Origin of the sequence: Kitasatospora sp. NPDC088351 (genome assembly GCF_040685575.1) — a bacterium.
GTDB lineage: Bacteria > Actinomycetota > Actinomycetes > Streptomycetales > Streptomycetaceae > Kitasatospora.
This window is the reverse complement of the sequence record NZ_JBFBIL010000057.1, coordinates 33,179-51,494: the sequence shown is the minus strand read 5'-3', so window position 1 is coordinate 51,494 and position 18,316 is coordinate 33,179. Positions and strand designations below refer to the sequence as shown.

The following is an 18,316-nucleotide window of genomic DNA, read 5'->3' as shown; positions in this document are numbered from 1 at the left end:
CAGTTGCGCTCGCGTCACACACCACGGTCTACCGGATCAGGACCCGCCGCGAAGGTGAATCACACAGATTGATCACGACCGAATACGCGCCCTAGAACAGGCCGCTGAACAGCACCTTCGGTGAAATCTGCTCGACCAGGACGCACCGTGTAGGGGTACATCTCGGGTTCGAGAGAGAGTCCACGACGAGTGGGCAAATGAGAAAAGGGCCCTCGGCCTCCCTTCGCGGGAGGCCGAGGGCCCTTTTCGTCATTTCGGGGCCAGCCAGTCCGGGGCCCAACTCGCCGTCCGCCGGCGGCGTTCGCTACTCGTCCCGCGCTTCCAGCTGGTACCCGATGCCCAGGACTGGCGGGTGTCCGTCCGCCGCGCCACCCACTGGGCCCTCTCCCAGTCCCGCCTCTCGGAGTTCGTCACGGAGACCGGTTTCGAGGCGCCCACCTGGCACGCTCCGGAGGCATCCGGCTTCTTCCAGCCCCTGCTGACGGCCGGAGCTCCGGGTCCGGCGCGGCTCGGCATGCGTCCGTTTAATGAACGTTGATCTCCGCTTTGCATGCTCTTCGAGTCCTTGCCGCCCACGCCGCACCCGCGGCGAAACGGGGCGGACGAGGGGGACAAGGAGTCGCATCACATGCAGACGATTGCAAGAGGCCGACGGCAGGGGCTGCCGGCCGTGGCCTGGGCGATGGTGGCGTTCCTGCTCGCCTTCGGGGCCGTACTGGCTCCCACGCCCGCCCAGGCCGCTCCGCCGGACGGCTGGAACAACCGCCATCTCGACGAGATCACTCTGCTGGGCAGCCACAACGGATTCTCCAACAGCGCCGACGGCGTCAACTTCGCGCAGAACCAGAGCTACTCCCTGCGCGACCAGCTGAACAGCCTGAACGTACGGGCGACGGAGCTCGACATCTGGGGTACCGGCAACGGGGTGTGGGTCGAGCACGGAGCCCCCGACTTGACCGGGGGCAAGCGGCTGTTCCTGCACATGCAGACCATCGTGGACTTCCTCCGCAACAATCCCCACGAGATCTTCGTCCTCACCTTCGAGGACTACACCGACACCGCTCAGCTCCAGCGGGAGTTCGATCTGGTGCCGGGCCTGCAGGACCTGGCGTTCAACCCCAACGCGTGGGACGTCTGGAACAAGGGCTGGCCCAGGGTCGAGGACATGGTGAACACGAACAAGCGCCTGCTGATGCTGTCGGGGAGGTACGACAAGCAGGATCTGAACGTCTTCCCCATGAAGGAGTGGACCGTACAGAACCACTACGACGACGGCGTCGGCGCCTGCAACGACCGCAAGGGCGATGGGATCTCCACCCAGCTGGGAAAGGCGACCTGGGCCAATGGTGACGGCCCCAACAGCCATGCCAACACCAACGCCCGCGCGTTCCAGAAGCTGTTCTTCAACAACAACTTCTCCGCGCGTTCGTACGACGACTTCTACCGCTCGGTGAAGGCGTGCGAGCCGAAGACGCTCGGCCGGATGCCGAACATGATCTCGACGGACTGGATCGGCTACAGCAACCGCGATGCCGAGCGGTTCGTCAACGACACCAACCGGGCGGTCGGCTGGAACGTCGGGAGCACCAACCTGTGCCTCGACGTCGAGGGCGGACGTACCGAGGACCGCACCCCCGTCCAGTTGTACGGGTGCAACTGGTCCAACTCGCAGGCATGGCGGCGCGTGCCCATCGACGACGCCCTGGACGGGTTCGAGCTCCGCGCCCTGGGCCAGTGCCTCGACGTGGCGGGCGGCATCGCGGCCAAGGGCACCAAGATCCAGACCTACGGCTGCAACGGCACGGTCGCGCAGCGCTGGGTCCACGAGGGCACCGGCAACAGGCTGCGCAACCTGGGGACGAACATGTGCCTGGACGTCACCAATGGGATCATCGCGTCAGGGACGAAGCTGCAGCTCTGGGACTGCAACGGCAGCCCCTCGCAGTACTTCGACTGGCGCATGGTCTGACCTCGTCGGACCGCTACTGAACCTGAAAGCGTGATGTCGGGGCGGTTCGCCTGACAGCTGTCGGGTGGGTCCGGTAGCCCTGAGCCTGTGAGATACGCGCAGGGCGGCGGGTTGACCGACACCGAGAGGGCCGCGCGGGAGCGGATCCGGCTGCAGGCCATGGAACGCTTCGAGGGCGGGGAGAAGAACCGGGAGATCGCCACCGCGCTGCGGGTGAGCGAGCGGTCGGTGGAGCGATGGCGCCGGCAGTGGCGTGAGCGCGGCGAGGCCGGGGTCCTCTCGAAGGGCTCACCCGGTCGCCCGAGGCTCGGCGAGAAGCAAATCGTCAGGCTGGAGCACGAGTTGGAGCGAGGTCCGCTCGTCCATGGCTGGGAGGACCAGCGGTGGACGCTCGCGCGGGTGAAGACGCTGATCGGCCGGCTGTTCCACGTCGGCTATACCGTCGAGGGGACCTGGGCACTGCTCAAGCGCCACGGCTGGTCGTGGCAGCAGCCGACCCGCCGGGCCATCGAACGGGACGACCAGGCGGTCGAGTTGTGGAAGAAGGAGGTGTGGCCCCGGGTAAAAGCGCGGCGGCGGCTCGGGGAGCCTGGCTCGTCTTCGAGGACGAAGCCGGGCAGACCATGAGACCGCCGCGCGCCAGGACCTGGGGCCGCATCGGGTGCACGCCGGTGGTCCGTGAAGCCGTGGCGAGCTGTCAGTGCTGGTGCTCTCGCGCTTGGCGGTCAGGATGGCTGGACTTGGTCGAAGAGGGCGAGGGCTTCGGCGGGGTCCGGGCTCACGAGGCGTTCCAGCCCGGCCATCGTGATCTTCGCCCACCTGCCGGCCCGTGCCCACATCTGTTCCTCGAAGGCACGGACGGCCTCGTCCAGATCTCCAGGGCCGGTGGCGATGGACTCGGCGAGTTCGGCGCCTTCCAGCATCGCGAGGTTCGCGCCCGCCCCCAATGGGGGCATCAGATGGGCGGCGTCGCCCAGTAGCGTCACCCCGGAGACGTGGGTCCAGGTGTGGGACACGGGCAGGACGTAGAGGGGGCGGTGGACGAAAGCGGTGCCGTGGCGGAGGAGGTCGAGGACGGGAGCGGCCCAGCCGTCGAACAGAGCCAGCAGACTCGATCGCACGGCCTCGACGTCGGCCAGGTCCAGGTTCGTGTGCCAGTCCAGCGGCGCGCGGAACTGGGCGTACACCTTGACGTGGCCGCCGCTGTTGCGCTGGGCGACGAGAGCTCGGTTCACGCCGTACACAGCCACGGAGCCGTCGCCGATCAACCGGGCGAGGTCGGGGTGGCGGGTGTCGACGTCGTCGAGGGAGGTCTCGACCGAGGTGACGCCGGTATAGTGCGGCGTCACCGACGAGACTGCCGGGCGGATCCGGGACCAGGCGCCGTCCGCGCCGACCACGAGGTCGAACGTCTCCTGGCGCCCGTCCGCGAAATGGACCAGTACGCCATCCCGGGTCCCCGGCACCACCTGCGTCACGCCCCGCCCCCACCGGACGTCGAGAGGGCCGAGCAGCAGGTCACGGAGTTGCCCGCGGTCGATCTCGGGATTGGCCCGGTCATCTGAACGGGGTCGCCAGTCGCGCAGGACGGTCCCGTCCGGGTCCAGGATGCGCATGGCCTGCCCCTCGGGACGAGACAGCGCCCGGAATTCCGCCAGCAGCCCCGCCTTGTCCAGCGCGAGCTGGCCCAGCCCTTCGTGCAGGTCCAGTGTGCCGCCCGGGGGGCGGGCGTCGGGGGCGGGATCGCGTTCGAGGACGGCGACGGGGTAGTCATGGCGGTGCAGGACACGGGCGAAGGCAAGGCCGGCAGGGCCGCTCCCGACCACAGCGATACGATGTCTCATGTCGATACACTGTATTTCCCCATGACGACGCATCGCAACAGAACGGCGTGACCATGACTGTGTGGGACCGGCCGGAGCCGCCGACTCGCCCCGTGCCGCTCGACCGGGAGCGGATCGTCGCCGCCGCCATCGCGCTGGCCGACGAGGGCGGGCTGGGGGCGGTGTCGTTGCGCAAGGTCGCCGCCCGGCTGGACGCCGGCCCGATGCGGCTGTACGGATACATCTCCACCAAGGAGGAGCTGTTCGACCTCATGGTGGACGAGGTCCACGCCGAGATTCTCCCCGAGGAGCAGTCCGGCGACTGGCGGGAGGCCCTGCGCATCCTCGCCCACCGCACCAGGCAGGCCGCTCTCCGTCACGAATGGCTGGCCGACCTGCTCGGCGGCCGCCCGACCCTGGGCCCGAACGGCCTCGCCGTGACCGAGGCCACGCTGGCCGCCCTCGACGGCCTCGCCGACATCGACACCGTCATGCGCGCCGTGGAGACTGTCAGCGCCTACTTCACCGGCGCGATCAGACGCGAGATCGCGAACCTTCGGGCCGAACGCGCCACGGGGCTGTCCAAGCACGACTGGCAGCGCGCCTCCGGCCCGCATGTGGTGAGAATGCTGGCCACGGGCCGCTTCCCGGCGCTGACCAAGGCCGTGTACGACGGCACGGACGTGAACGCCGAGACATCCTTCGCGACCGGCCTGGACTGGGCCCTCGACGCCGTGGCCGCCAAACTCACCCGGCCGCCGGCGTGACGCTCAGCTCTTGCCGAGTGTGAGCGAGGTCGGCGCCGGTGTCCCCGGGCCGTGCGGGCTTGCGCCGCCACCACTTCATAACGTTGGTGCCGCCCTCAAGTGGGTGGGCCCCTGCCTGGTCACGCCCGCCGCGCGCGAGGACGCTCCCATCCTCGGCGGGGAGCGGGTCGTCGGCGTCCTGCGCCGCTGACGACCGTCGCCGGGGGGAGCGGCGGGCCACGTCCTCGTCGCGGACGTCGAAGCCGTCCTCGCGCAGCTGCGTGACGGCGGCGTCCATGTGCCTGGTGTCGAAGAACACCAGGGCGTTGAGGACCAGTCCGAGAGCGCCGGTCTGATCCTCCATGCCGTCCTGGTAGCGCTGGTAGAGCTGTCCGGCCCGACCGTGGAAGATCTTCCGGGCGAGCGCGTGGCGCCCCTCCTGGAGGTTGGCCTGCACCACGTGGTCGCGGATCGCCAGGGGCACGCGTCACTCGGCGCCCCCCGACACGTCGCCGTGGCTGTTCCCTGGCGGACGACCAGGACACCCGATCAGTTCGTTCCGGCTCTCCGAGCGACTCCGCGCCATCGGCGTCCTCCCCGGCCGATCCCGCACTGCGGCCCTGTTCCAACTCGCCGAGGAACTCCCAGCCGCACCACTGGCACGCATGCTCGGCATCCACATCAGCGCCGCCGTCCAATGGCAGCGAGCCGCAGCCGGCGACTGGACCACCTACGCCGCTGACATCAGCCAACGCACCGCAAGACGGGAACACTGATGACAGCTCACCATCGCGCCGGGAAGCCGTCAGGCCCGAGATCTTCCAGTGGCGATCCAATACGACTTGCCATACGTTATCCGTGCGGATAACTTTATCCGTATGGATAAATCTCTGGCCGTGGTGGCGGTCGTGGCGGGCCGCAAGGCCGTCCCCGTGGGCCTACCCCCAATCAGACAAGTAAGCGCACCATCATGACTACCCGTCATGCAGCGACTGCGGCCCGCAAGGAACAGATCACTCGTGCCGCAATCGCCTTGCTGGGCGAGCGCGGCTACCAGGCCACCACCTTCGAGGCCATCTGCAAGGAGGCCGGGCTCAGCAGCAAGCGGCTGATCACCTACCACTTCTCCAGCAAAGACGAACTGTTTGCAGCCGTCGCCGACCAGATCGTCGCCGACGTTGAAACGTACATGCGGCCCGCCCTTGAGGCCGCCACGGGCACTCGCGAACTGCTCGCCGCCGCCATCCGGGCGAACGTGGGGTTCATCGCCGGCCACTCGGCGCACATGCTGGCGCTCCAACAGATCCTTCTCAACGGCGGTCTGGGCGGCTGGGAACGACACCACATCGAATCGCAGAACCGGCTGGCCAGCCTGTTCGCCACCGGGCAGCGCACCGGAGCCTTCCGCTCCTTCGATCCGCAGGTCATGGCGGCGGCGCTGCGAGCCTCGATCGACAACGCGGCCCCGCTCCTGTCCGCCGGCCTCGACCCCGACCTGTGCGCAAACGAGCTCATCGAACTCTTCGACCGCGGCACGCGTGAGCAGCCATAGATGGTCCGCAGGTCCCCGGTGAACCAGCCGCGCCAAGCCGGACCTCGGTCGCAGGCAGCCCTTTGTCACTACCGACGGCGCGGGGTCCCGGCCTCCCCTTGAGGCGGGCGTCGAGTGCCTGAAATCGCAGGAAGCAGTGTGAGGGAACGCAGATTCTGCGGTCCTGAAACGCCACCGCCGTCCAGGACGGGAACACGGAAGGAAGCAATGCCATATACAGGAATCGTCGGGCGGACGTACGTCGTGACCGGCTCGGCGTCCGGCATCGGCGCTGCCACCGCGACGCTGCTTCGCGAGCGCGGCGCCCAGGTCATCGGGTGTGACCTCAACGACGCCGACATCCAGGCAGACTTGTCCACGCCCCGGGGCCGACAGGCACTGGTCGACCAGGTGACCGAGCGTGGGCCCATCGACGCAGTGCTCGCCGTCGCGGGTGGTGGCAGGACCGGGCTCCTCGAGACGAATTACTTCGGTGCCGTCGCGACGCTCGAAGGCTTGCGGCCGCTGCTGGCGCAGAGCGATGCGCCTCGAGCTGTGGCCGTGTCGTCGACCTCTTCGCTGGCGCCCGCGGACGAGCGCGTCTTGCAGGCATGCCTCGACGGCGACGAAGCCGCTGCCGTGGCTCTTGCCAACGCTGAGCCATCTCTCGTTGGTGCCGCGGGCGCCTACGGCGCCGCCAAGCGTGCGCTGAATCGTTGGGTGCGCAGGGTTGCCTCAACACCAGAATGGGCGGGAGCCGGCATCGCCCTCAACGCCGTCGCACCCGGCGTCGTCGACACACCTGCCGCCTCCTGGATCTTCGCGAGCGAAGACATCCGCACCGCCGTCGAGACCGCCTCACCGCAACCGTTCGGCGGCTTTCCTGGGCGGCCGGAGTGGGTTGGCGAGCTCATCTGCTGGCTTGCCGGTGCGGACAACCGTTTCGTTACCGGTCAGGTCGTATTCGCCGACGGAGGCGCGGAAGTTGCGATGATCGGAGATCTCCATTGGCGCTGATGGACACGGACAACTCCGCAGTCCTCCTGATCCATGGCGGCCTCTGGATCGCAAGACTGGCGCTGGCATGGCCCGCAACCGCCGGAGACCCCGCAGCGGACTCCCGCACCCGCATCGGCCTGACCAACCTCGGTGCCTCCGACCAGATCATTCGTGACTTGCCGGACGGGCAGACCCCGCGAGCCGTCACCGACACCGAGCTGGCGACGCTCAAGATGCCGGTCAGCGTGCTCCCCTCAGTTCCAGAGAACCCGTTCCACCGACGTCAGACCGTCGATGGACTCCGACGACTTCTGCCGGACAGCGAAGAACTCCCCGGCTGAGCCGCCATCCGACAGCAACTCCTGGAGATGCCCGCCCCCGTCGTCGCGGACGCTCTCGGCTACCACGACAAGACCACCACCCGCCTGCTCAAGGAGACCGGCGGGACCTGGAGCCGATACGCCACTGGAGACCACACACGGTCACCAGCCGGCTGGGTTCCACAAGGAACTGGCGACAGTTGATTACGAGAGCACACCAGTACCAACCCCCGATCGTGTTCCGGCCGCGCCCGGCGGCGAACGGCCCCCGGGCGGGCAGTGCGTCCACCCGCCGTCCACCCCACCGTCCATCGCGCCGCCGGCGAGACCGCCGAAGCGTGTCCTGCGGCCCGGGCCGGGCCCGGTCGCCGATCCTGGACCTCCCGGCCGACACCCGCACCCGCACCCGAGGAGCCCCGTATGCTGCTCCGACACCTGGCCCTGGTCTCCCGTGCCGTGGCGGACGAGCCCGGTCGCCGGGCCAAGACCGCCCTGCTGGCGGACCTCCTGCGCGAGCTCGGCCCGGCCGAGGCCCCGGCGGCGGTCTCGCTGCTCTCCGGCGAGTCGCACCGGCTGCGCACCGGCATCGGGCCCGCGAGCCTCCGGGATCTCCCGCCGGCCGCCGCCGGGCCTTCGCTCGGCGTCCGGGAAACCGAACGGGCCCTGGAGCGGATCGCCGAGGTGCACGGCGCGGGCGCGCAGGCCGAGCGGCGCCGGCTGCTGACCGGGCTGTTCGAGCGGGCCACCGAGGCCGAGCAGGGGTTCCTGCGCGCGGTCCTGATCGGCGAACTGCGCCAGGGCGCGCTGGACGCCGTCGTCGCGGACGCGGTGGCGCAGGCCACCGGAGTACCGGCGGCAGCGGTGCGCCGGGCGCTGATGTTCCGGGGCTCGGCCCGCGCGGTCGCCGAGGCGGCGCTCACCGGCGGGGTGCCGGCCCTGGACGCCTTCCGGCTGGAGGTGGGCCGCCCGGTACGGCCGATGCTGGCCGCCTCCGCACCGGACGTGGCCTCGGCGCTCGACCGGACCGGACCGGCCGCGCTGGAGTGGAAACTGGACGGCATCCGGGTGCAGGTGCACCGGGACGGCCAGGACGTCGCGGTGTTCACCCGCGGTCTGGAGGACATCACCGCCCGGGTGCCCGAGGTGGCGGAGGCCGCGCTCAGCCTGCCCGTCCGTTCGGCGGTGCTGGACGGCGAGGCGATCGCGCTCGCCCCCGACGGCCGTCCGCGCCCGTTCCAGGAGACCGCCGCGCGGACCTCCTCCCGCCGGGACCCGGGCCGGCTGCGCACCGAAGTCCCGCTCAGCGCCTACTTCTTCGACCTGCTGCACCGGGACGGCGACGACCTGGTGAACCGTCCGGGGCGGGAACGCTGGTCCGCCCTGGCCGAGTCCGCGCCGGCCGGGCTGCGGGTGGCGCGCGTCGAGACCGGGGACCGCGCGCGGGCACTGGCGTTCTTCCGCGAGACCCTGGCGCTCGGCCACGAGGGCGTCCTGGTCAAGGACCCGGCGGCCGGCTACGCGGCCGGGCGGCGCGGCGCGGGCTGGATCAAGGTGAAGCCCCGGCACACCCTGGACCTCGTGGTGCTGGCCGCCGAATGGGGCAGCGGCCGGCGGCGCGGCTTCCTCAGCAATCTGCACCTGGGGGCCCGGGCCGCGGGCGAGCCCGGCCTCGGGCCGTGGGTGATGCTCGGCAAGACCTTCAAGGGCCTGACCGACGAAATCCTCGCCTGGCAGACCGGCGAACTGCTCGCCCGCGAGGTCGAACGAGATGCGTACATCGTGAGGGTACGGCCGGAACTCGTCGTGGAGATCGCCTTCGACGGCGTCCAGCGCAGCCCACGCTACCCCGCCGGGCTGGCCCTCCGGTTCGCCCGGGTACTGCGCTACCGGACGGACAAGAGCGCCGACGAGGCGGACACCGTCGCCACCGTCCGCCGGATCGCCGCGGCCGAGGGGCTCTGACACCCGCCCAGGTATGACGTTCACTCAAATCCCTTCCGTGTCATGGTTGTTCGATGCGAGAACAGATTCGGCCATTCTGTGCGATACCGCCTCCGCACTCTTCGTGTGCGACAGAGCGACGGTTAGGTTGACACCGATAGCGGGGGCAGCCGGCCCGGATGATCCGGTGCCACACCACCGAGAGGTGTCCGTACATGCAGGTGAGCATCGACCAGGACCGCTGCTGCAGCTCCGGCCAGTGCGTTCTGACCGCGCCGGAGATCTTCGAACAGGGCGACCCGGACGGGATTGTGAGATTTCGTCAGACTCTTGTGACACCAACGCGGTTCGACGATGTGAGACTCGCCTCGGAGCTCTGCCCGGGCGGTGCGATCACCGTCACCGAGGACGCGGGAGAGGCGGGAGACGCCGGGGACGACCGGGCGTCGTGACCGACGGGTGGGGCGCGGGGCCCCCTGTCCCCCACGCCCCGTCGAGGCCCGGTGCCCCTGCCCGGTGCCCCATACCGGGTGCGCGCCGCGGGTACCCGGGCGGCCCACCGCCGACCGGCCGCCACCGTCCACTCGCCACCCGCTTTCCGTCACTTGCCACGCGAGGAGAATCCACCTTGACGAGCACGCCCACCGCCCCCGCCCGCCTGTTGCCCGCCCCGCGCGTCGGCGGGTGCCCGTTCAGCCCGCCGCCCGCCTACACCGAGGCCGCGCACGAGGGCCCCGTCACCCGCGCCGAGCTGCTGGACGGCTCCTCCTGCTGGCTGGTGACCGGCTACCGCGAAGTCCGTACCGTGCTCTCCGACCGCCGGTTCAGCGCGGACGCCCGTCGGCCCGAGTTCCCCTTCGTCACCCCCGGCCGGCGCGAGATCGCCGCCGCCGATCCCAGCTTCATCCGCCTCGACGACCCCGAGCACTCCCGGCTGCGCCGCATGGTCACCGGGGACTTCCTGGTCAAGCGGGTCGAGGCGCTGCGCCCGGAGATCCAGCAGATCGTCGACGAGGCGATCGACCGGATGATCGCGAGCGGCTCCCCCGCCGACCTGGTCACCGGCTTCGCGCTGCCGGTGCCCTCGCTGGTGATCTGCCTGCTGCTCGGCGTCCCGTACGAGGACCGCGAGCTGTTCCAGGCCCTCAGCCGCGTGATCATCAGCACCACCGCCGAGGAGGCGGAGGTCGCCCGGGCCCAGGCCGAGCTGCTGGACTACCTCGGCGGCCTGGCCGCCCGGAAGCGCCGCAGCCCCGGCCAGGACATCCTCAGCCGGCTCGCCGCCCGCGACGACCTCTCCCTCCGGGAGATCGCCTCGACCGGCCTGTTGCTGCTGGTCGCCGGGCACGAGACCACCGCCAACATGACGGCCCTCTCCACCGTTCTCCTGCTCCGCCGCCCCGAACAGGCCGCCCGGCTGGCCGACCCCTCGGCGGTACCCGGCGCGGTGGAGGAGCTGCTGCGCCACCTCAGCATCGTCCACACCGGCCTGCCCCGGCTGGCCCTGGAGGACGTCGAGCTGGACGGCACCCTGGTCCGGGCCGGCGACGGGGTGATCGCGATGCTCTCCACCGCCAACCGGGACGACGCGGTGTTCGCCACCCCCGGCCACCTGCCCGCGGACGAGCTGGACGTGGACCGGGACGCCCGCCGCCACGTCGCCTTCGGCTTCGGCGTGCACCAGTGCCTGGGCCAGCCACTGGCCCGGGCCGAGCTGCAGATCGCCCTGGCCACGCTGTTCCGCCGGCTGCCCGGGCTGCGGCTCGCGGTACCCGAGAGCGAGCTGTCCTTCCGCACGGACGCGGTCGTCTTCGGAGTGGAGTCGGTACCGGTCACCTGGTGACACCGCGCGGGCGGCCGGTCGGCCCGATCGGCCCCGGCGCGGGCCCCGGTTGGCCGTACGGCGGCTGCGGAGGCAGGCTTGAGGGGCAGAGAAACCCGGCCCGGCGGCCGCCCGGCGCCGCGGGGCGCCCCGGCGTCCCGCGACCTGCGACCTGCGGCACGCCCCGGTCGGCCGAGGAGACGGAGCCCACGATGACCGACATGAGCGCACGGTCCGAGGTGAGCGCCGACCGCGAGGAGGACATCCGCGCGGCCGACCCCGAGGAGGGCATCACCTCGATGCAGAACCAGCACGCGCAGGACACCTCGCAGGCGGAAGGCGCCCCCATGGAAGAGCCCGTGGCGGGTAGCTGACCGTCCACGACGAACGAGTTGCCACGAGGCCGCCCGGCGTACGGGCGGCCTCAGCGACCGCGATGTCGCTGCCGCAGCGGCGGCAGACCGGCGAGGAAGGATCGACGCATGAGCGAACAGCAGCACGGCACGGAGGCGCAGCGCGGGCAGCAGGCGGACCCGCCCGGGGATCCGCGGGCATCCTGGGCGACCTGGACCACCCAGTCGATCATCAGCGGGCCCGGCGGGGTCACCACCGCCGAAGTGGGCCCGATATCCGGCGACCTGACCCTGCACACCACCTGGGCGGACGGCGAGGCCCGGCTGACCGTGCAGTACACGGGCGCGTTGGACTGGTACACGGTGGCGGGCAGTCCCGTGCCGGCCCCGGACGAGGCCGTCGCCCGGGCGGTCCACCAGGCGATGGTCAACGGCGTCAAGGCCGGACGGGGCGCGAGCGCCCCGGAGGCACCGGGCACGTAGGGGCTCCGTCCGGCATCACCGGACGGCCGCGGTGGAGGCCCTGCGGCCGCCCGGTCCCGGGCCCGGGCCTCCGTCAGGTCTCCGTCAGTCCTGCGGCTCGGCCTCGCCCGGGACCGCCGGGGCCGCGGCGGACCAGTAGGCGGGGACGGCCGGGCCGCGGGAGCGCAGGTCCGCGCGCACCTCACGGGCGAGCCTGCGGGTGTCGCGCCGGTTCACGTTCGCGCCGATGCCGGCGCCGACCAGCAGCGGGGTCAGCGAGGGCAGGCGGCGCAGCGAGCTGCGGGTGAGCCGTTTGCGGACCTGCTGGCGCACCTCGGAGCCGAGGGCCATCGCGGCGAACCCGGCCGGTCTGACCAGGGCCGCCCCGTCGACGCCCCGGCGGTTGGCCCAGGCCCCGAGGTAGGCGAAGGCCCGCTGGGTGGCCGTCCCCTGGGCCGGGACGCCGTACACCTCGTGCAGCTCCGCGATCAGCTTGATCTCCACGGCCGCCACGGCGAGCGTCTCGGCGGCGATCTCCACCGGCATCGCGGGCGGTACGGGCAGCATCGCCGCCGCGCCGACCCCGGCGCCGAGCGCGCCCGAGGCGCGGCAGGCGCCGGTGATCAGCAGGTCGGCCAGCCGGTCCGGGTCGGCGGCACCGGGATGCTGGGCCCGCAGGGTGGCCAGATCACGCACCGGGATTCGCGGTGCGGCCTGCACCAGTTGGTCGGCGAGGGCCCGGCCGCCGTACGCGGCGCCCTTGGCGGCGACCCGGCCGCCGCTGCCGAGCAGCCGGGCGACGGAGGCGACCAGAGCCGCGCCCCGGCGCCGGGCGCGCTCGGCCCGGTCCCCGGTGACCCGCCGGGCCGGGGCGCCCGCGGGCGCCCCGGGGGTGGGCCGCTCCAGTTCCTCGACCAGTCCGGCCAGCTCGTCGGCGACGTGTTCCGGGGTGGGCTCGGCAGGCCCGCGGCGCCCCGGTTTCCTGAGCCCCGGTTTCCTGAAGAGTGCCATGCTCTGCCGGTACCCGGTGCGGCGCGGCGGTACGCGCTACTCGGTGATCTCCACCCCGCGCCAGAAGGCCACCCGGCCCCGGACGTGCTCCGCCTCGGGCTTCGGGTCGGCGTAGTACCAGGCCGCGTCCGGGTTGGTCCGGCCGTCCACGGTTAGCGTGTAGTACTCCGCGGTGCCCTTCCAGCTACAGACGGTGGTGGTGTCGGACGGGCTCAGGTACTCCGCGCGGACCGAATCGGCCGGGAAGTAGTGGTTGCCCTCGACGACGGTGGTGTCATCGCTCTCGGCGATGACCTGGCCCTGCCAGCGCGCTGTGGTCATGTGTCGATTCTGCCCGGCTCCGCGGGCCGACAACCGCCGGGTCGGCCGGCCCGCGGCAGGCGGTCGCCGGCTACGGCAGCGGCTCGGCGTGGACGGGGAGATGCACGGACTGGTGGCCCCCGCTGGCGAGGATCCGGACCTCCCCCGCCTCACTGATCTCGGCCCGGACGATGCCGCTGTCGTCCTCGTACACGGGGTGCCCGCCGGGACCGACCGTCGCCGTGCGGCTGACCACCACGACATCCTGCGGGGCCTGGGTGCCGGGGGTGCCCGGGAACGTGAGCACATAACGATGGGCGGGGTTCATCACCGGCCTCCTGGTCCCTGTTCCGCCGCCGGTCTAGACGGTCGCGTCGGCGGTGGCGTGGTCGGCACGGGCGGGGGCGCCGCGTACCTCGAGCTCGGCGAGCAGCCGGGCGGTGGCCTCGGCGACCGCCTCGACGGCCCGGTCGAAGGCCTCCTGGTTGTGGGCCGCCGGGGCTCGGAAACCGGACACCTTCCGCACGTACTGCAGGGCGGCCGCGTGGAAGTCCTCCGTTCCGGCGTCGGGCGTCACGGGCGGTCGCAGTGTCTTGATATTGCGGCACATGACCCCAGTCTCGCGCCTGGGCGCCCGCCTGGCGACCCCCGTGCGTCACCGTCTTGCCATGAGCTCCACACGGGGGCGCCATCCGGCCCGGCTAGGATTCCGCACGAACCCGTCACCCCCGCCCTGTCCCGTGCTGTCCTCGCGCGGCCCCTTCCTCCCGCCGCCCCCGCGTGCGGGCGTCACTCCGGAGTACCCCCTTGCCACTCGCGCTGGTTGCCCTGGCCGTCACCGCGTTCGCCATCGGCACCACCGAATTCGCCGCCATGGGGCTGCTCCCCCAGGTGGCCGACAGCCTCGACGTCTCCATCCCGCAGGCCGGCTGGCTGATCTCCGCGTACGCCATCGGAGTGGTGATCGGCGCCCCGCTGCTCACCGCCCTCGCGGCCGGGCGGCCGCGCAAGGCGGTCCTGGTCGCCCTGGCCGGCCTGTTCGCGACCGGCAACCTGCTCTGCGCGCTCGCCCCCGACTTCTGGTCGCTGGCCGCGGCGCGGCTGGTCACCGGGCTGCCGCACGGCGCGTTCTTCGGCGCCGGGGCGGTGGCCGCCGCCGAGCTGGTCGCCCCGCAGCGACGGGCCAGGGCGGTCGCCGTGATGTTCTCCGGTCTGACCGTCGCCAACATCGTCGGCGTGCCGGTCGCCACCCTGCTCGGCCAGCACCTCGGCTGGCGGGCGACCATGCTGGTGGTGGTCGTGATCGGGGCCGCCGGAACGCTCGCCATCGCCCGTCTGGTACCCCAACTGCCCTCCCCCGCGCAGTCCGGGCTGCGGCACGAGCTGCGCACGTTCCGCGACGGGCAGCTATGGCTGGCGCTGGCCACCGTGGTGTTCGGCTGCGGCGGCTTCTTCGCCTGCTACAGCTACATCGCGCCGCTGCTCACCGAGGTCTCCGGATACGCCACCGGGTCGGTGACCCTGGTGCTGGCGCTGTTCGGCGTCGGGATGACGATCGGCAACGTGCTGGGCGGCTTCGCGGCCGACCGGGCGCTGCGCCCGACCGTCTGCGTCGCCTTCCTGCTGCTCGCCGCGACCCTCGCCCTGTTCGCGGTGACCGCCCGCACCGAGTGGTCGGCCGCCGTCACGGTGGTGCTGGTGGGGATGTTCGGCTTCGCGATCGTGCCCGCCGTGCAGACCCTGGTGATGCAGAAGGCGCGCAGCGCGCCGACCCTGGCCTCGGCGACCGTGCAGGGCGCGTTCAACCTGGCCAACGCCCAGGGGGCGTACTTCGGCGGCCTTGCCCTGGACGCCGGGCTCGGCTGGACCTCGCCCACGCTGGTCGGCGCCGGGCTGGCCGCCTCGGGAGCGGTGATCGCGGTGATCGCCTGGGCCGCCGACCGTCGCCCCCGGCACCGGCCGGTGCCGGGGGCGACGGAGCTTCCCGCGGCTTCCCCGGTGCCGGGCGGGCGTGCCCCGGTGCCGGACGGCGAGCCGTGCACCGGGGCGGGGCTGCCCGGCTGAGCGGCTCCGGACGCCCGGACCGCTACCCGGCGGGCCGGGCCGGTCAGCCGATCCGCCCGGCGCTCTCCGGGAGCCCGGCCGCCGACGGGGCGGCTGCCGCCGCGGCCGGCGGGCGGCCGCCGCACATCCCGGTGGCGACCAGGTTGTCGAAGGCGGCGTTGGCGGCGGGCCCGTTGGAGACGTCATAGGGGTTGATGGAGGCGGCGAACTGGCGCTGTCCGTGGACCTCGCCGAGCATCATGGTGCTGTAGCCGGGGATGCCTCCGCCGTGGCCCCAGTACTCGCCACAGGGGCCGTCCTTCCGCTGGAGGCCCAGGCCGTAGGTGGTGCCCTCGCCGTAGGCGCTGGTCCGCTTCATCTCGCGGAGTTCGGCCGGGCCGAGCAGCCGCCCGCCGAGCAGGGCGGAGATGAACGTGGTGAGGTCGGCGGTGGTGGAGATACCGGCCCCGGCCGAGCCGGCCATGGACGGGTCGAGCGAGGTGACGTCCTCCGGGCCGCCGGCGACCTGGTAGTAGCCGTTGGCGTGCGGGCCGGGAATGACGGGCGAGTTGATCGGCATCGAGGTGCCGGTCAGGCCGAGGGGCTGGATGATCCGGCGCTCGACCTCGTCGGCCCAGCTCCGGCCGGTGACCCGCTCGATCATCATCCCGGCCAGGATGTAGTTGGTGTTGGAGTAGTGCCAGCCCTGGCCGGGGGCGAAGTACGGCGGGTGGGTGTTGGCGAGGTCGACGAGCTGCTGCGGCTGGTACGACGTGTAGCGGCCGCCGCTGAGCCACGCCTGGAGCCTGGCGGGGTCCGAGAGGTCGAAGGAGGCGTCCTCGGTGTAGTTGAAGAGGCCGCTGGTGTGGTTGAGCAGCTGGCGGACGGTGATCCCCGAGCCGTTCGGCACCGCGCCGGGCAGGATCGTCTCGACGGAGTCGTCCAGCCGGATCCGGTGCTCGGCGGCGAGTTGGAGGATCACCGTCGAGACGAAGGTCTTGGTCACGCTGCCGATCCGGAACCGGCCGTCGGCGGTGGCGGGCGCGCCGGTGGCGAGGTCGGCGGTGCCGGCCGCGCGCTGCCACGTGATGCGGTAGTCCTCGCGCACCGCCGCGAGCGTGGCCGAGGCGCCGCCCGCCTTCACCATGCCGCGCACGGCGTCGTCGAGCGCCGACCGGTCCACGCGCAGCGCGGGCCCGGCGGCGGCCGGACCGGTACCGGGGGCCGCCGGCCGGTAGGGCGAGGTGCCCTGCGCGCCGGCGGCCGGGGCGAGGGTGCCCAGCAGACCCGCGCCCGCGATCACGACGACCGCCGCCCGGGCGGCCAGCGCGCTCCGTCGTCGCTGCCGCCCCCGCCCGGCGACGTCCACGCCGTCCGCCCGGTCCACCCGGTCGTTCGCCCCGCTGTTCAGTGCCCCTGCCATGCCAGCCTCCCGCGTTCGAACGGGCGGATCCGCACAACACCCGCCCCGGTCACGACAGCTGACACTCTGACAGCCGGCCCGCACCCCGGTCGTCAGCCCCAGGGCCTGGTGCGCATCCGACCCAGGTCCCATCTTCTCCGGCCGAGTCGCTACGCCTCAGGTCGGGCACCGACCCTGACACCCCCTCGGGGGCACGTCCGGCGGCCGAGGTCAGGCGAGCGGCGCCTTGACCCGCAGCACCTCGACGAACGCCCGGATCCACGCCGGGTGGTCGGGCCAGGCGCGGGCCGAGACGACCACTCCGTCCACGACCGCCTCGCCGTCCACGTACTCGGCGCCGGCGGCGGCCACATCGGGCTCCAGCGCCGGGTAGGCGGCGCTGCGGCGGCCGGTGAGCACCCCGGCGGCGGCGGTGATCAGCGGGCCGTGGCAGATCTGCGCGACGGGCTTGTCGGCCTCGAAGAAGTGCCGGACGATCCGCTTCACGTCGGCGTTGTTGCGCAGGTACTCGGGGGCGCGGCCGCCGGGGACGACCAGCGCGACGTAGTCGGCCGGGTCCACGTCGGCGAGGGCGAGATCGGCCGGCCAGGTGTAGCCGGGCTTCTCGGTGTAGGTGTCGAAACCGTCGACGAAGTCGTGGACGACGAACTGGAGCCGCTTCCTGGTCGGCGCCGCGATGTCGACCTGGTAGCCCTCCTCGCGCAGCCGCTGGTAGGGGTAGAACACCTCCAGCGACTCCGCGGCATCACCGGTGACGAGCAGGATCTTCGATGCCATCGCGGACATCCCTCCATATGATCGACCGTCAGACATGGTGCGGGCCCGGGCCGGTGGTGTCCGGCAGGGCCTGGAACAACCTCCCGCACCGGGCGTCTCCGGCGCAACAGGGCGCACCGGGTGCAGAACAGCGCGTGAGCGGTCGCGCGCGCCCCCCTCGGACCGGGCGGGGCTCCGGGGCTGGGCGCCCCCTAGACTCCTGCTGCCCGCGCCCGCTCTCCCGGAGGGACTCCGTTCCGATGTCGGACCGCACCACCTACCTCGTCCTGCCCGGCTACCAGAACTCGGGGCCCGAGCACTGGCAGAGCCGCTGGGAGGCCGCGGAGCCGGCGGCGTTCCGGCGGGTCCGGCAGGAGGACTGGGACCACCCGGATCCGGAGTCCTGGGTGGCCCGGCTGGACGCGGCGGTCGTGGACGCGGCCGCCGACGGTCCGGTGGTCCTGGTGGCCCACAGTCTGGGCTGTGTGACGGTGGCCCGCTGGGTCGCCGCCGCTCCGGCCGGCCGGACCGCCGCCGTCCGGGGCGCGCTGCTGGTCGCGCCCGCCGACGTCGACCACGCGGACGTCCAGGAGCTGACGGGTTTCCGCCCGGTGGCCCTGCGGCCGTTCCCGTTCCCGTCGGTGGTGGTGTCCAGCACCGACGACCCCTGGGTCGCCCCGGACCGCGCCCGGGCGTTCGCCCGGGCGTGGGGCGCCCGGTACGTCGAGCCCGGCGCGTACGGTCACCTCAACGCCGAATCCGGCCTGGGCGACTGGCCGGCGGGGCGGAAGCTGCTCCTGGAGCTCTGAGACATCCA

Annotated in this window: 21 protein-coding genes and 1 pseudogene; 14 read left to right on the top strand and 8 right to left on the bottom strand. The window is 72.3% G+C overall.

Translation table 11 applies throughout. The features are described from left to right. Positions 1 to 352: 352 nt before the first annotated feature. From AB0P06_RS29850 to AB0P06_RS29840, 3 genes are all read left to right on the top strand, one after another. Positions 353 to 538: a hypothetical protein gene (locus tag AB0P06_RS29850; protein WP_363612758.1), complete on the top strand. Its 186-nt coding sequence runs from the start codon at positions 353 to 355 to the stop codon at positions 536 to 538. Between the two features lie 90 nt (positions 539 to 628). Further along, positions 629 to 1,969 carry an RICIN domain-containing protein gene (locus AB0P06_RS29845; protein WP_363612756.1) on the top strand — a complete coding sequence of 447 codons (1,341 nt, stop codon included), beginning with the start codon at positions 629 to 631 and terminating at the stop codon, positions 1,967 to 1,969. Between the two features lie 87 nt (positions 1,970 to 2,056). Continuing rightward, a complete protein-coding gene (locus tag AB0P06_RS29840) occupies positions 2,057 to 2,596 on the top strand; it encodes a winged helix-turn-helix domain-containing protein (protein WP_363612754.1) in 540 nt (179 codons plus the stop codon). 98 nt (positions 2,597 to 2,694) lie between these two features. Here the strand turns inward: AB0P06_RS29840 and AB0P06_RS29835 are convergent, their stop codons facing one another. Next, positions 2,695 to 3,813 carry an NAD(P)/FAD-dependent oxidoreductase gene (locus AB0P06_RS29835; protein ID WP_363612752.1) on the bottom strand — a complete coding sequence of 373 codons (1,119 nt, stop codon included), beginning with the start codon at positions 3,811 to 3,813 and terminating at the stop codon, positions 2,695 to 2,697. Between the two features lie 53 nt (positions 3,814 to 3,866). Between AB0P06_RS29835 and AB0P06_RS29830 the strand changes: the two genes are divergently transcribed. Beyond that, the gene (locus tag AB0P06_RS29830; protein WP_363612764.1) at positions 3,867 to 4,559 is read left to right on the top strand and encodes a TetR/AcrR family transcriptional regulator C-terminal domain-containing protein; all 693 of its coding nucleotides are present in this window, start codon (positions 3,867 to 3,869) and stop codon (positions 4,557 to 4,559) included. Positions 4,560 to 4,761: 202 nt separating this feature from the next. Here the strand turns inward: AB0P06_RS29830 and AB0P06_RS29825 are convergent. Beyond that, a pseudogene (locus AB0P06_RS29825) lies at positions 4,762 to 4,983 on the bottom strand (Tn3 family transposase); the annotation flags it as partial. A gap of 525 nt (positions 4,984 to 5,508) precedes the next feature. On the opposite strand from AB0P06_RS29825, the gene AB0P06_RS29820 reads away from it, so the two are divergent. The 8 genes from AB0P06_RS29820 (at position 5,509) to AB0P06_RS29785 (ending at position 11,987) form a co-directional block, all read left to right on the top strand. Further along, complete coding sequence (locus AB0P06_RS29820; protein WP_363612750.1) at positions 5,509 to 6,090, top strand: TetR/AcrR family transcriptional regulator; 582 nt, start codon at positions 5,509 to 5,511, stop codon at positions 6,088 to 6,090. Between the two features lie 243 nt (positions 6,091 to 6,333). Continuing rightward, positions 6,334 to 7,086 carry an SDR family oxidoreductase gene (locus AB0P06_RS29815; RefSeq protein ID WP_363612748.1) on the top strand — a complete coding sequence of 251 codons (753 nt, stop codon included), beginning with the start codon at positions 6,334 to 6,336 and terminating at the stop codon, positions 7,084 to 7,086. Continuing rightward, positions 7,086 to 7,409 (top strand): hypothetical protein, encoded by a 324-nt coding sequence (locus AB0P06_RS29810; RefSeq protein ID WP_363612746.1) that lies wholly within the window; start codon positions 7,086 to 7,088, stop codon positions 7,407 to 7,409. Before AB0P06_RS29815 ends, AB0P06_RS29810 begins: the two co-directional genes overlap by 1 nt. Positions 7,410 to 7,808: 399 nt before the next feature. Then, on the top strand, positions 7,809 to 9,350 hold the full coding sequence (locus AB0P06_RS29805; RefSeq protein WP_363612744.1) for an ATP-dependent DNA ligase: 1,542 nt from the start codon (positions 7,809 to 7,811) through the stop codon (positions 9,348 to 9,350). A gap of 194 nt (positions 9,351 to 9,544) precedes the next feature. Continuing rightward, complete coding sequence (locus AB0P06_RS29800) at positions 9,545 to 9,781, top strand: ferredoxin (RefSeq protein WP_363612742.1); 237 nt, start codon at positions 9,545 to 9,547, stop codon at positions 9,779 to 9,781. Between the two features lie 176 nt (positions 9,782 to 9,957). Then, the gene (locus AB0P06_RS29795; protein WP_363612740.1) at positions 9,958 to 11,172 is read left to right on the top strand and encodes a cytochrome P450; all 1,215 of its coding nucleotides are present in this window, start codon (positions 9,958 to 9,960) and stop codon (positions 11,170 to 11,172) included. Positions 11,173 to 11,372: 200 nt separating this feature from the next. Beyond that, the gene (locus AB0P06_RS29790; RefSeq protein ID WP_363612738.1) at positions 11,373 to 11,525 is read left to right on the top strand and encodes a hypothetical protein; all 153 of its coding nucleotides are present in this window, start codon (positions 11,373 to 11,375) and stop codon (positions 11,523 to 11,525) included. A 108-nt stretch (positions 11,526 to 11,633) separates the two neighbouring features. Beyond that, positions 11,634 to 11,987, top strand: coding sequence for a hypothetical protein (locus AB0P06_RS29785; RefSeq protein ID WP_363612736.1), 354 nt, complete (start codon positions 11,634 to 11,636; stop codon positions 11,985 to 11,987). An 84-nt stretch (positions 11,988 to 12,071) separates the two neighbouring features. Here AB0P06_RS29785 and AB0P06_RS29780 read toward each other — a convergent pair whose 3' ends face one another. The 4 genes from AB0P06_RS29780 to AB0P06_RS29765 form a co-directional block, all read right to left on the bottom strand. Further along, the gene (locus AB0P06_RS29780) at positions 12,072 to 12,977 is read right to left on the bottom strand and encodes a hypothetical protein (protein ID WP_363612734.1); all 906 of its coding nucleotides are present in this window, start codon (positions 12,975 to 12,977) and stop codon (positions 12,072 to 12,074) included. A gap of 36 nt (positions 12,978 to 13,013) precedes the next feature. Then, positions 13,014 to 13,298, bottom strand: coding sequence for a DUF427 domain-containing protein (locus tag AB0P06_RS29775; RefSeq protein ID WP_363612732.1), 285 nt, complete (start codon positions 13,296 to 13,298; stop codon positions 13,014 to 13,016). Between the two features lie 70 nt (positions 13,299 to 13,368). Further along, complete coding sequence (locus tag AB0P06_RS29770; RefSeq protein ID WP_363612730.1) at positions 13,369 to 13,605, bottom strand: DUF6296 family protein; 237 nt, start codon at positions 13,603 to 13,605, stop codon at positions 13,369 to 13,371. A 33-nt stretch (positions 13,606 to 13,638) separates the two neighbouring features. Then, entirely contained in the window at positions 13,639 to 13,887 is a 249-nt protein-coding gene (locus AB0P06_RS29765; RefSeq protein WP_363612728.1) for a DUF2277 domain-containing protein, read from the bottom strand. A 197-nt stretch (positions 13,888 to 14,084) separates the two neighbouring features. On the opposite strand from AB0P06_RS29765, the gene AB0P06_RS29760 reads away from it, so the two are divergent. Further along, on the top strand, positions 14,085 to 15,341 hold the full coding sequence (locus tag AB0P06_RS29760) for an MFS transporter (protein ID WP_363612726.1): 1,257 nt from the start codon (positions 14,085 to 14,087) through the stop codon (positions 15,339 to 15,341). A gap of 43 nt (positions 15,342 to 15,384) precedes the next feature. On the opposite strand, the gene AB0P06_RS29755 is transcribed toward AB0P06_RS29760, so the two are convergent. Then, complete coding sequence (locus tag AB0P06_RS29755; protein WP_363612724.1) at positions 15,385 to 16,743, bottom strand: serine hydrolase domain-containing protein; 1,359 nt, start codon at positions 16,741 to 16,743, stop codon at positions 15,385 to 15,387. A 210-nt stretch (positions 16,744 to 16,953) separates the two neighbouring features. Beyond that, positions 16,954 to 17,520: a DJ-1/PfpI family protein gene (locus tag AB0P06_RS29750; RefSeq protein ID WP_363612722.1), complete on the bottom strand. Its 567-nt coding sequence runs from the start codon at positions 17,518 to 17,520 to the stop codon at positions 16,954 to 16,956. A 239-nt stretch (positions 17,521 to 17,759) separates the two neighbouring features. Here AB0P06_RS29750 and AB0P06_RS29745 point away from each other — a divergent pair, with 239 nt between their 5' ends. Continuing rightward, on the top strand, positions 17,760 to 18,308 hold the full coding sequence (locus AB0P06_RS29745) for an alpha/beta hydrolase (RefSeq protein WP_363612720.1): 549 nt from the start codon (positions 17,760 to 17,762) through the stop codon (positions 18,306 to 18,308). The last annotated feature ends 8 nt before the right edge of the window (positions 18,309 to 18,316 follow it).